This is a genomic window from Tunturiibacter gelidiferens (assembly GCF_013410115.1).
In the GTDB taxonomy this organism is placed as follows: Bacteria; Acidobacteriota; Terriglobia; order Terriglobales; family Acidobacteriaceae; genus Edaphobacter; species Edaphobacter gelidiferens.
Genome location: NZ_JACCCV010000002.1, coordinates 1973742 through 1986331, shown reverse-complemented (window position 1 = coordinate 1986331; position 12590 = coordinate 1973742). Strand labels below are relative to the sequence as shown.

9 protein-coding genes are annotated in these 12590 nt (G+C 57.7%); 3 read left to right on the top strand and 6 right to left on the bottom strand.

The features are described 5' to 3' along the window. The first annotated feature begins 6 nt into the window (after nt 1–6). Both HDF12_RS20395 and HDF12_RS20390 read left to right on the top strand, forming a co-directional pair. Entirely contained in the window at nt 7–1359 is a 1353-nt protein-coding gene (locus HDF12_RS20395) for an FAD-binding oxidoreductase (protein WP_179586431.1), read from the top strand. Nucleotides 1360–1377: 18 nt separating this feature from the next. Beyond that, the gene (locus HDF12_RS20390) at nt 1378–2148 is read left to right on the top strand and encodes an SDR family oxidoreductase (protein ID WP_179586429.1); all 771 of its coding nucleotides are present in this window, start codon (nt 1378–1380) and stop codon (nt 2146–2148) included. A 502-nt stretch (nt 2149–2650) separates the two neighbouring features. On the opposite strand, the gene HDF12_RS20385 is transcribed toward HDF12_RS20390, so the two are convergent. The 5 genes from HDF12_RS20385 to HDF12_RS20365 form a co-directional block, all read right to left on the bottom strand. Beyond that, complete coding sequence (locus HDF12_RS20385) at nt 2651–3646, bottom strand: transglutaminase family protein (protein ID WP_179586428.1); 996 nt, start codon at nt 3644–3646, stop codon at nt 2651–2653. Between the two features lie 39 nt (nt 3647–3685). Continuing rightward, nucleotides 3686–4696, bottom strand: coding sequence for an acyltransferase family protein (locus tag HDF12_RS20380; RefSeq protein WP_257025751.1), 1011 nt, complete (start codon nt 4694–4696; stop codon nt 3686–3688). Beyond that, nucleotides 4697–5683: an alpha-E domain-containing protein gene (locus HDF12_RS20375; protein ID WP_179586424.1), complete on the bottom strand. Its 987-nt coding sequence runs from the start codon at nt 5681–5683 to the stop codon at nt 4697–4699. A 12-nt stretch (nt 5684–5695) separates the two neighbouring features. Beyond that, entirely contained in the window at nt 5696–7162 is a 1467-nt protein-coding gene (locus tag HDF12_RS20370; RefSeq protein ID WP_179586422.1) for a circularly permuted type 2 ATP-grasp protein, read from the bottom strand. 121 nt (nt 7163–7283) lie between these two features. Next, a complete protein-coding gene (locus HDF12_RS20365; protein WP_179586420.1) occupies nt 7284–8036 on the bottom strand; it encodes an SDR family NAD(P)-dependent oxidoreductase in 753 nt (250 codons plus the stop codon). 281 nt (nt 8037–8317) lie between these two features. Here HDF12_RS20365 and typA point away from each other — a divergent pair, with 281 nt between their 5' ends. Next, nucleotides 8318–10150 (top strand): translational GTPase TypA, encoded by a 1833-nt coding sequence (gene typA / locus HDF12_RS20360; protein ID WP_179586418.1) that lies wholly within the window; start codon nt 8318–8320, stop codon nt 10148–10150. A 798-nt stretch (nt 10151–10948) separates the two neighbouring features. On the opposite strand, the gene HDF12_RS20355 is transcribed toward typA, so the two are convergent. Next, nucleotides 10949–12565, bottom strand: coding sequence for a chloride channel protein (locus HDF12_RS20355; RefSeq protein WP_179586416.1), 1617 nt, complete (start codon nt 12563–12565; stop codon nt 10949–10951). Nucleotides 12566–12590 lie beyond the last annotated feature (25 nt).

Genomic DNA, 12590 nt, shown 5'->3' with positions numbered 1-12590 from the left:
GTCCCTATGCCAGATCCAACCGCAACAGAGGAAGCGACCCCCCCAGTGCAATCTCCCTTCGAATCCTGGGGCCGCTACCCTACCTACGGCGCAAAACTCCTTCCGCTCCACTGGCAGAGCGACTTTCCCGCACTTACCGCCAACCTCCACAACGGTGCACTCCCCGTCGGCATGGGACGCAGCTACGGCGACGTCTGCCTCCTCAAGGATGGCAACCTCCTCGTCACCACCGCAATGAATCGCCTCATCGACTTCGAACCCGAGACCGGCCTCCTAACTGCCGAAGCCGGTGTCACCCTCGCCCAGATCCTGGACTTCGCCGTTCCCCGTGGCTTCTTCCTTCCCGTCACGCCCGGCACAAAATATGTAACCCTCGGCGGAGCAATCGCCAACGACATCCACGGCAAAAACCACCACACCGCCGGAACCTTCGGACGCCACATCACCCAGTTCGAGCTCGTCCGCTCCGACGGCTCCCGCATGCTCTGCTCCCCGACAGAAAACCCCGAGTTCTACGCCGCAACCATCGGCGGCCTCGGACTCACCGGCGTCATCACCTGGGCCACCCTTCGCCTCAAGCCCATCGTCTCCCGAAAGATCGACTACGAAGGCATCCAGTTCCACGGCATCGACGAGTTCCTCGACCTCACCAATCAGGCCAGCGACGTCGAGTACACCGTCAGTTGGGTCGACGTCACCTCCACCGGCCGCAACTTCGCCCGCGGAGTCTTCATGCAGGGCGATCACTCCGCCCGTAGAGACGACCTCAAACCCTCCCCCAAGCCAAAACTCATCTTCCCCTTCGAAGCCCCTGGCTTTGCCCTCAACGCTGTCTCCGTCAGCCTTTTCAATACAGCCTTCTTCCACAAGCAGATTCACAAGCGTGTCGTCGCCCTCCAGGACTACGAGCCCTTCTTCTACCCGCTCGACAAGGTCCTCCGCTGGAACCGCATGTACGGCAAGCGCGGCCTCCTCCAGTTCCAGTACGTCATCCCCTGGGAGCACGCCAAAGAGGGAACCATCGCCATCCTCCGCGAAGTCGCCAAATCAGGCCTCGCCAGCTTTCTCGCCGTACTCAAAGCCTTCGGCGACGTCCCCTCGCCCGGCATGATGAGCTTCCCCAAACCCGGCATCACCCTCGCCCTCGACTTTCCCATCAAGCCCGACAAGAGCTTCCCACTCTTTCAGCGCCTCGCCGACATGACCCTCGAGTTTGGCGGCCGCCTCTATCCGGCCAAAGATGCCGCCATGACCGCCTCTCAGTTCCAGGCCTTCTACCCTCAATGGCAGCACTTCGCCCAATACCGTGACCCCCTGCTCACCTCGAGCTTCTGGGAACGCGTCACTCCAAATTCATAAGACCGGACACCGCCAGCTATGAGCACGACCCCGCAATCGACCTCCACGACTCCCCGCAAGATCCTCGTCCTCGGCGCAACCTCCGGCATCGCCGAAGCAACCTGTCGCATCTGGGCGGCTCAAGGAGCAAGCCTCTTCCTCGTCGCGCGCAACGCCGAAAAGCTCGCAGCCGTTGCCGCCGATCTCAAAACTCGCGGTGCCAGCTATATCGACACCGCAGTTGCCGATCTCGACGACACCGACCAACACCCCTCGCTCCTGGCTCACGCCGTCAACTCCCTCACCGGGATGGACATTGCCTATCTGGCCCACGGCATCCTCGGCGACCAGACCGAAGCAGAGCGTGACTTCAACACCGCTGCCCAGATCCTCCACACCAACTTCGTCGCTCCCGTCTCCCTCCTCACCTGGCTCGCGAACTTCTGCGTCCAGCGTCGCTCCGGCACCCTTGCCGTACTCTCTTCAGTAGCTGGCGACCGGGGCCGCAAGTCCAACTACGTCTACGGCTCCTCAAAGGCCGGCCTCTCCGCATTCCTCGGCGGCCTCAGAAATCGCATCGACCGCGAGGGTGTCACTGTCCTGACCATCAAACCCGGCCCCATCAAGACCGCAATGACTGCTGGCATGCCCAAAAGCGAGAAGTTTGCGGACGTCGACTCAGTCGCGGAATCTATCGTCAGCGCTATCGACAAGCGCAGGGACATCCTCTATGTCCCCTTCCAGTGGCAGCCCATTATGTTCATCATCCGCAACATCCCTGAGATGGTCTTCAAGAAGCTCAACCTCTGAAAGCGCTGTCTTGCCGGAAGGGCCTCCTGCGCGGAGGGCGGTCACTTCGTGACGCGTATACCTTGGTTTAGGCGCAACAGGCAGCATTCCTCCTCCCGTTGGTCGGAAGGGAAGATCCTGCCGACCAACGGGAGGCCCCAAGGATTCCATACCCCCCAGACCGGTATACCCGTCACGAAGTGACCGCCCCACGCGCAGTGGGCCCGTCCGGCAGGACATCGCGTCTCCCAAAAACCTGTCAAGCCCCAAATTCACCAAACCCCGCGCCAATCCAGCGGATTCGCGTGGCGTATTAGTTACGCCCAAATCGCTATAATGGAGACAGGAAGAAAAAGGAGCCCCGGCAAATACCGGGGCTCCCTGCTTTAATCCCATAACCCTTTTGTTTGGAGGAATCTGCACGCAACCCATTTACCATGAATAATTTGACGGCCAACACTTCGCGTAAGTCTATGATAAAAAGCAGCTTACGCGCAGGTAATATGGGGGGGACGGTACTCCTCTAGGAGTTCTCCTGCTGCTGCTGCGCCATCTGCTGCTGGCGAGTCGGCGGCGGTGGCTGCTCCGGCAGCTGCGTCGCCTTCTCAACCAGAATCGACCAATCCTCTGGGACAGGGAGCTCCTGATCCAGAGACGGAGTCCCCAGACTAGGAGTCACCCGCACCGCCACGGTCAGCTCGCTCGCCGCCCGACCCCGAAAGATCCCATGCGTCGGCGGAACATCGGAATAATCCCTCCCGATCGCCGTACGAATATGACGGTCGCCAGCCACCAGCCAGTTCGTAGGGTCGAAACCCACCCATCCCAGGTGCGGAATCAACACTTCAATCCACGCATGCGTCGCCGAACTTACCGACCGGTCCATGTCACTCTCGCCGTGAAAGAGATACCCGCTCACATACCGGCAGGGAATCCGCAGCTTCGACCGCACCAGCGTAATCATGATGTGCGCAAAATCCTGGCAAACCCCGGCCCTGGTGCCCAACGCCAGATCGATCGGAGAGTCCACGTTGGTCGACTTCGGTTTGTAGTCGAAGTACTCATAGATCTGCTGATTCAAGTGATGCAGCACCATCAGCGGATCGTCTCTGCGCCGCACATCCAGCTCCAAAGCCAGCGCGTCCAACGCTGGCGTCGGCACGGTGAACTCACTCGGCAGCAACATCTCCCAGTAGTCTCCCTGCTCCACCATCGCGTCCAGGTCCGTCCACGCATCCGGCGCCAGAAACGCCGGAACCTGAGCCGCCGGTTGCACCTCTACCAGCGACTCGGCAACAATCACCAACTGCCCATGCATCCCAGGAATATCGAAGTGGTGAACATGATTCGACAGATGATCGCGATAGCTGAACACTCTGCATCGAGGACTCACCGAAAGATGAAACGTCAGGCAGCGCTGGTTCTGATCGCTCCGCGGATGCATCCGCGTCTCCATCATGCTCTCGCTGACCTGATTGCTGTACAGGAACTTCGTCAGATGGCGAATCGAATAATACATAGCCTGTCCCTTTCGGTCTCGCGGGATATGCTGCATCTGCTAAAACGGCCAGTGAAAGAGCCAGCCAAGCCGCCATTGGTCCTGCTGATACCAAACAATAGCAGGTAGAACTGCCGCGAACGCCGTCGGCAATAACAATTGAAGCCACAGATTGTTCGTATGGAACACGTTGGACAACACAACTCGCGTCGCTCCCTGCGCAAACGCGCTCAACAGAAAGGTCGCCAGCGACGCCCGTCCCAGCCACCCCAGCGCGTCGCCCACCCTGTGCTTCTCAAGCAACCGCGCCAGCAGGAAGAGCGCGGCCGTTCCCGTCAGACCCATCAAGATATAGTTCCATCGCCCTGCGTAGCCATAGAAGTAAATCGTCACCACCTGAAACCCACCCAGTAGCACCAGTCCAAGCGCGGCCTTCGTCTTCTCAAGCCGTTCCAGCATAAAAATATGATTCCCAACCCACATCCCGGCAGCGACAAAACAAAACTCACGCAACACACGGTCAATGATGTACGAACCATAGACCGGCGATATTCCCGCCACCACCGCGAGCAAAAACCGCAGCCAGTTCGGAAGGCGAGCCGTCAGCAACGCCAGCAGCAGACAAAAAAACAACGTGAACAGAAACCAGCTAACGCTCCCGTCCGCGACGTTCAGCAGAAACGCCTTCCAGTGAAACGGCGAGTACGTCACTTGAAACCTTCGTGTCAAAGGGCCGAGCGCTGCCGTGATGACTGCGAATAGCAGATACGGATACAGGATGGTCTTCAATTTTTCGAGCGTGTAGTTGCTGGCCCCTCGCCGACGAATGCTGCCCAGCACAAACAGCCCGGAAACAAAGAAAAACGCGGGCATGTGGAAGCTGTAAATAAAGTCTTCAGAGAATGCCATCCCCGGTCCGGTCCACCAGCCCCGATGTGCTACCCCCTGGGCCGTATGGCCATAGACCACCAAAAGGATTGCAAGACCTTTCACAAGGTCCACAAGGTGTGACCGCTTTCCACTGGTAATAGGCTCCGCTGTGTCGGCTGCCGTCTGTCCCCGCTCGATCATCTACCCTGCCAGCGCCGCCTGAATGGAATAGTCGACGTACAACTCGTAGATCGTCTCATGAATCGCTCGGCATTGTGCCTGAATGCTGCTCAGATACGCCAGCACATCCAGGCTCAAAATCTCATCCACGCTGCTGTAGCTCAGAGAAGACTGCAGTCGCCCACTCAACCGCCGCAAGCCCTCGGCGCGACTCTTCCCGCTGTCTCCCTGTATCTTTTCGAGCGCGCACAGCAGGCTGTCGATCGAAAACCGCACCGAGTGCGGGAACTCCTCATCGAGTAGAAGAAACTCGAAGATTTGATCCGGTGTCAGATCCGCCGTATACACCTTGCAGTAGGCTTCAAACGCTGTCGCCGAGCGCAACAGTCCCATCCAGTCCAGGTACTCATTGCCGTCGGCCACTCTCTCAGGGTGTCCCCAAAGGTCGATGTGGTACGCCTGGAGCAACAACGCCGTTGCGCATGCCCGTTCGATATACCGCCCGACCTGAATGAACTGCCAGCCTTCGCCGTGGTTCATCGTCGAATCTGTCACCCCTTGGAACTGATGCACCGCCTCCATCACAGACTGCAGGAACTCGCTAGGCTGCGTCATCCCCGCCCCCAAGGCCTCAGACTGAGTCCGATGTTGCATCTCTGGCCGGGTCACCTGCAAATAAAGGCTGTTAAGCCGATGCCACTGCTCCGTAGAAATCTGCTCCCGCACATGCCGTGAGTTCTCACGCGCCGCAATGATGCACGACAGGATGGAAGCCTTGTTCTCCGTGTCGAAGGTTAACGCCTGTGTCAGCGCATACGGCTCACCTGTCCACTCGATATTCTTCGGCTTGCCCAGCGCTTGCAGCACCCGCTGCCATCGCCGCTCTGCGCTGATCGGGCTCTCATCGAGCATCAGATTCAAATTCACATCCAGCAGCCGCGTTGTATGCTCAGCGCGTTCGAGATACCGACTCATCCAGTACAAACTATCCGCAACACGTGACAGCATCCGCCACTCCCTTTACTGACTCAGCACCCACGTATCTTTACTCCCGCCACCCTGCGACGAGTTCACCACTAACGATCCTTGATTCAGCGCCACACGCGTCAATCCACCTGGCACAATCGTCACCTTATCCCCATACAACACATATGGCCGTAGATCCACATGCCGCGGCTGCAACTCGTCTCCGATTAGACAAGGTGCTCGCGAAAACGAGATCGTAGGCTGAGCAATATAGTTCCTTGGGTCAGCCTCGATCTTCCGCGCAAAATCCTCCTGCTCTGCCTTGGTCGACTGCGGCCCGATTAGCATCCCATACCCGCCGCTCTCGCCGACCGCTTTTACCACCAGCTTGTCAAGATTTTGCAACACATGTTGCCGCTCTTTAGGTCTGGTCAACAGATAGGTCTCGACATTCTTCAGCACCGGCTCTTCACTCAGGTAATACTTGATAATCTCCGGAACGTACGCATAGAGCGCCTTGTCATCGGCCACACCGGTACCAAACGCATTTGCCAGTGTCACATTCCCAGCACGGTAAGCATTGAACAGACCAGCCACTCCAAGAATTGAATCTCCGCGAAACGCCAGGGGGTCAATGAAGTCATCATCCACGCGCCGATAGATCACATCCACCCGCCGCAGCCCTATCGTCGTCCGCATGTACACAACGTTGTCGTGCGTTACCAGATCGCGTCCTTCAACCAGTTCGATCCCCATCTGACGCGCAAGATACGCATGCTCAAAGTAAGCCGAGTTAAACACTCCTGGCGACAGCAGCACGATATTCGGCTCCGGTCGCCCCTCGGGCGCCAATGATCGCAACGTTCCCAACAGCAATTGTGTGTACTGTTCAATCGGTCGCACGTTGTAGCTTCGAAAGAGCTGCGGAAAGATCCGCTTCATCACCCTGCGATTGGTCAGCATATAGCTGACCCCGCTAGGTACGCGCAGATTATCCTCCAGCACCACAAACTCGCCGTTCTCCAATCGGATCAGGTCGGTCCCGCAGACAGCAATGTAGACATTCCGGGGAACCTGCAAACCCATCATCTGCCGCCTGTAGTGTTTGCAGCTATAAACCACCTCACGCGGCACGATTCCGTCATCCAGAATTCGTCCCTCGTTATAGATGTCCTTGAGAAAAAGATTCAGTGCCGTAATCCGTTGCGTCAGCCCGTGCTCCACCGTCGCCCACTCGGCTGCAGTAATAATTCGTGGAATCAGGTCATACGGAAAGATCTTCTCCGTTCCTTCTTCGCGGCCGTACACCGTAAAAGTAATGCCTTGATTCAGGAAGCTCAGGTCCGCCGCCTGTTTTCTCCGTTGTAACTCTTCCGAAGGCAGCGCCGAAAAGTGCTCCAGCAGCGGTTCGCAGTGCTGGTGCAGGTCGCCGAGCCCAGTGAACATCTCGTCATAGGCATGGTCCAGCAGATAGTTTTTCAGGGCCGCATGCTCGAACTGGGATGACTGGGTTGGATGCATTAGGAGCCTTGAGTATAGCGGGACAGCCTCAAGCATCCAAACCCAATCTGGCCGAGTCTTCGAAAATCCAAAAAGAGTAGGGCAGCCCCAGGGCGGCTCTACTCTACACGACCTGGCCAACTTACATCCGTTTGCCACCGGCCAACATCAGCGTCTGGCCCGTGACCCAGCCCGCATCGTCGGAAGCAAAGAACACAGCCGCCGTCGCGATGTCCTCGGGCTGCGCAATACGTCCAAGCGGTGTCGTCGCCTCCGTATGCTTCTGGAAGTCGCTACCTGCGAAACCAACGGCATGCAGTCCCTCCGTCTCCACCATGCCCGGATTCAGCGAGTTCACGCGAATCTTCTTCGGCCCCAGTTCCTGCGAAAGCGAAACAGCCAAGGAGTCCACAGCGGCCTTCGTCGCGCTGTAGACGGACCCGGTGGGCGCGGGCATCTGACCGACAAGCGAGCTGATATTGATGATTGAACCACCCTCCGGACCAATCAACTTCACCGCCTCCTGAGTCGTTAGCAACAGGCCGAGAACATTCAGGTTGAACTGCTTATGAAAATGCTCCGACGTAATCTCGCCAAGTGGTTTAAAGTCATAGATTCCGGCGTTATTCACCAAGATATCCAGCTTTCCGTAGGCCTTCTTGGTCTCTGCGAACAGCCGCGCAATGTCTTCCGGCTTCGAGACATCTCCCTGCACAGCGATCGCCTTGCCGCCCTTTGCGGTAATCTTCGCAACCACAGCATCCGCACCGGCCTTGCTGCTGCTGTAGTTCACAACAACGGACGCCCCAGCTGCGCCAAAATGTTCCGCGATCGACGCTCCAATGCCTTTGGATGCACCTGTTACCACTGCCACTTTTCCTGTGAGCTTGCTCATGACTGACGTTCTCCTGTGTCCCATCAATTCGATAACCATCTAATGGATGAGGGCGAATCACAGAAGGGTTCACGTCTTCTCTAAACATTTACGAATCGTCGACGAGCTTCCTCCACAATGGAGCTTCCTCGAATCAGCGTCTTACGCTCCACCATTCACCGTATCTTCTTGCCATTCCGTACATTTTAGAGGCCAGTATGTGCCCAACTAGGCTAAACTAGTAAGGACGCGCACTTTCCCCAAAACACCACCCCTAAGCGCACAGACAGGACATAAACGCAGTGAGCAACTCAACCGCAGTAGCCGTTAAGCCTATCTTCAATATCGCGATCATCGCCCACGTTGACCATGGCAAGACCACGCTCGTCGACGCCATGCTTCGCCAGTCCGGGACTTTTCGGTCCAACGAAGCCGTCACCGACCGCGTCATGGACTCCAACGATCTTGAAAAAGAGCGCGGCATCACCATTCTTGCGAAGAACACCGCCCTCTACTATCACGACAATAAGATCAACATCGTCGACACACCAGGCCACGCCGACTTCGGCGGAGAAGTAGAGCGCGCCCTTAAGATGGTCGACGGCGTAGTCCTCCTCGTCGACGCTTCAGAAGGTCCCCTGCCCCAGACCCGCTACGTTCTCTCGAAGGCCCTCGAAGCCGGCCTGACGCCGATGGTCGTCATCAACAAGATCGACCGTCCCGACGCGCGTCCTCAGGAGGTATTGAACGAAGTCTACGACCTCTTCATCGACCTCGACGCAGACGAGTCCGTCCTCGACTTCCCAGTGCTCTACACCAACGGAAAGCTCGGCACCGCGACGAACGATCTCGCGACCCCCGGCACGGATCTCCAGCCCCTTTTCGAGCAGATCGTCCAGACCATTCCTGTCTCCAAGGGCGATCCCGAAGGCACCCTCCAGATCCTGGTCACCAACCTCGACTACTCCGACTACCTTGGTCGTCTCGCCATCGGCCGCGTCTTCAACGGCACTATGCGCACCGGCCAGGAGTACAACGTCGCCAAGATCGACGGCACCTTCACCAAGCACAAAATCACCAAGCTCTTCAGCTTCTCCGGGCTCAAGCGCACCGACATTGAAGAGACACAGGTAGGCGACATTGTCGCTATCGCCGGCATCCCTGGCATCTTTATCGGAGAGAGCTTCTGCGACATCGAGAATCCGCAGCCTCTTCCCCAGATCACCATCGATGAGCCTACGATTGCTATTCAGTTCAACGTCAACAACTCCCCATTCGCTGGCCGCGAAGGCAAGTTTGTTACCTCGCGAAACCTCCGCGATCGCCTGGACAAAGAGCTCCTTACCAATGTCTCGCTCAAGATGCAGGACACCGGTTCTCCGGACTCCTTCAAGGTGCTGGGCCGCGGCGAACTTCAGCTGGGCATCCTCATCGAGATGATGCGTCGCGAGGGCTTCGAGCTCATGGCGAGCCGTCCCGAAATCGTTACCAAGAAGATCGATGATGCTGTGATGGAGCCGGTTGAGCACCTGTCGATTGACGTTCCTGAAAACTTCGTTGGTACCGTTATTGAGCGCCTTGGGCCGAGAAAAGGCGAGATGGTCAAGATGATCAATCACGGCTCAGGCCGCGTCCGTATGGAGTTTCGTATCCCCTCGCGTGGTCTGATTGGCCTGCGTTCTGAGATGCTTACCGAGACGCGTGGAACGATCATCATGAATTCGATTCTTGATGGCTATATCGCTTATCAGGGTGAGATTCCGCAGCGTTTGTCGGGTGCTTTGATCTCTGACCGTCAGGGGACTACGACTGCTTATGCGCTGGAAGGTCTGCAGGACCGCGGCGTTCTGTTTGTTTCGGATTGCGTGGAAGTGTATGAAGGCATGGTGGTTGGCGAGCATTCGCGAGACAACGATCTCGACGTCAACTGCGTTCGCGAGAAGAAGCTCTCGAATATGCGTGCTTCAGGTTCGGATGATGCTGTGCGGCTAGTTCCCTACAAGCAGCTGACGCTGGAGCAGTGTATTGAGTTCATTGCGGATGATGAGCTGGTTGAGGTTACACCTAAGTCGTTGCGTATGCGGAAGAAGGTGCTTCAGGCGAACCGTCGTCCCCGCAAGGGCGGCAGCGAATAACTACGGGCGAAATTTGGTTTCTTCGACGGCCGGACCTTCTAGGTTCGGCCGTCATTTTTTGTGGGAGGGAGGAAAAAGTTGTTTGTGGCTGGAGTGTGGTTTTGCGGGGGTTTTTGAGAAAAATGGGTGTTTGAATGTGGTTTTTTGATGGTGATAACGTGGTGTTTTGCGTGGTGGACGTGGAGTTTAAACATCCACTCTTCGGGAGCCTAAAAAAGTGACACGGTTTTGAACTTTATTTTCTGGCTGGGCAATGTCGACCCTCAGAGCGCGTGAGGGCTGGACAGGTGGGGCTGAAAAGAAGGTGAAGATCCTCGCGTTAGGGGGAGCAGGATGTCCTTCGATTGCGGCTCCCGCGATGAAACTGTGAGGGCGACAGACAACGACGTGAAGAGGGTGGGTGGAAAGGGACGAGCGGTTTGAGCAGGACGGAGTTCCTTGGGATCCTTCGCTGCGCTCAGGATGACAGCAAAAGCCTAATACGTTCAGGATGACAGCCAAGGCTTAATGCGCTCAGGATGACAGCAAAGGCCTAGTGTGCTCAGGATGACAGCAAAGCATAATGCGTTCAGCATGACAGCAAAGGCCTCGTGCGCTCAGGATGACGGCAAAGGCTTAGTGGCGCTGAGGATGACAGCAAAGGCTTAGTACATTCAGCATGACAGCAAAGGCCTAATGCGCCAGCCTAATATAAGCTTCGCCAGCTCAAGGCTTTGCCGGTTCAAGGCTGCGCCAGCTTGATGCAGGGCGAGAGGCAGGGTCGACAGAGGAGCACTTTGTGCGGCGTTCGGTAGCCGCTTAGTTGTGACCGTCTTGTTCGGGGGGAACGTAGCTGAAGAGCCGTAGGCGCTCGCTTTCACGTTCGAGCGATCGTTCTCTGCCGCGAAGCAGATCCCTGAGTGAAAGCTCGCCGCATACCTGCCCGTTGGAACGGTCTACGACCGCCAATGTTTCTAAACCTTCCATCGCCATCAGCTCTGCGGCTCCGCGGGTGGTCGAGTCGGAGTAAGAGTAAGCGGCCGGGAGTGGAGCGGTTGGGGTGTCCTTTGTGAGGGGCGACATGACTTCGCGAACAAGGACAAGCTCGAGCGGGTCGACGCCGTACTCGCGAGTCAGATGATAGCCTCGCCGGCTGAGCTTTTCGGTCAGAATCGATCGAGGCATGATGAGGGCGGTGATGAGGTAGGATGCGATGCAGGCCGTGGCAAGCGGGAGCAGGGCGGGGAGACAGTGAGTGACCTCGAGGCTGAACAGGATGGCGGTGAGAGGGACACCAAGCGATCCTGCGAGCATCGCTCCCATGCCGATCAGGGCCCAGAGCGCTTGAGTTTCGGCGGGAGCATGAGTAAGGTGCCCGGCCAGTGCGCCTACGGCTCCGCCGATCATGAGTAGGGGAGCGAGCACGCCGCCGGAGGTTCCCGATCCCAGGGAGAAGGCCCACATGAGCGACTTTGCGAGCAGAATTCCTACGATGAGGCCAATCGTGGGAGTCCCGTGAAGCAGTTCGGCGATGTTGTCGTACCCGACTCCAAGGCCCCGGGGGAAGAAGAGGCCACCGACTCCAATGCCAATGCCGCCGATTGCGGGCCACCACATCCAGTGGAGATGCAGGTGCTCGAATAGATCCTCGAAGGCATACATCATGCGGCTCATGCCGGCAGCGATGAGGCCGAGGAGAGCACCCAGGAAGAGAGCGCCGATCACGAAGGGAGCACCATGAGTTCCGGTTATGACCGGCATAGGAAAGATCGGCCCCGCGCCAAGCCAGTAGACCCGGAAGAGTGATGCTGTGACGCTGGCAATCGCTACCGGGACCAGGCTTCGCGGGCGCCATTCGAAGAGAAGGAGTTCGACGGCAAGAAGAATGGCAGCCACGGGCGTGGCAAAGGTTGCCGACATGCCCGCTGCCGCACCGGCGACGAGGAGCGTGGTTCTCTCTGCATCGGTGACGTGCATCCACTGACCAATGAGCGATCCCACGGCTCCGCCGGTCATGATGATGGGGCCTTCGGCGCCGAATGGGCCGCCTGAGCCGATCGCAATGGCGGCGGAGATGGGTTTCAGGAGGGCAATCTTCGGAGCAACTTTAGCGCGATGCAGGAGGATGGCTTCGATAGCTTCCGGGATACCGTGCCCGCGGATCTTATCCGAGCCGAAGCGCGCCATAAGGCCAACGAGCAGGCCTCCCAGGACTGGGACGACGACCATCCAATGTCCCAGGTGGCTTCCTGCGGGAGAGACCGGGGCGAGGCTGAAGCGGTGGTAGTAGAAGATGTTGGTTGAGAATGCGATAGCACGCAGGAGTAGAACGGCGAGCAGGGTGGCGCATAGACCGATGCCGATGGAGACGCCGGAGAGCAGCCAGACCCGTCGATCAACCGTGAAATCCTTGAGAATGGATGGTTCTGACTTCAAGTTTGTCTTTCCCTCTGCTGAGTTT

What these genes read in the sequence shown, in the direction of transcription:
- HDF12_RS20395 (WP_179586431.1), top strand. Translation starts at nt 7, where the DNA reads ATGCCAGATCCAACCGCAACAGAGGAAGCGACCCCCCCAGTGCAATCT.
- HDF12_RS20390 (WP_179586429.1), top strand. Translation starts at nt 1,378, where the DNA reads ATGAGCACGACCCCGCAATCGACCTCCACGACTCCCCGCAAGATCCTC.
- HDF12_RS20385 (WP_179586428.1), bottom strand. Translation starts at nt 3,646, where the DNA reads ATGTATTATTCGATTCGCCATCTGACGAAGTTCCTGTACAGCAATCAG.
- HDF12_RS20380 (WP_257025751.1), bottom strand. Translation starts at nt 4,696, where the DNA reads ATGATCGAGCGGGGACAGACGGCAGCCGACACAGCGGAGCCTATTACC.
- HDF12_RS20375 (WP_179586424.1), bottom strand. Translation starts at nt 5,683, where the DNA reads ATGCTGTCACGTGTTGCGGATAGTTTGTACTGGATGAGTCGGTATCTC.
- HDF12_RS20370 (WP_179586422.1), bottom strand. Translation starts at nt 7,162, where the DNA reads ATGCATCCAACCCAGTCATCCCAGTTCGAGCATGCGGCCCTGAAAAAC.
- HDF12_RS20365 (WP_179586420.1), bottom strand. Translation starts at nt 8,036, where the DNA reads ATGAGCAAGCTCACAGGAAAAGTGGCAGTGGTAACAGGTGCATCCAAA.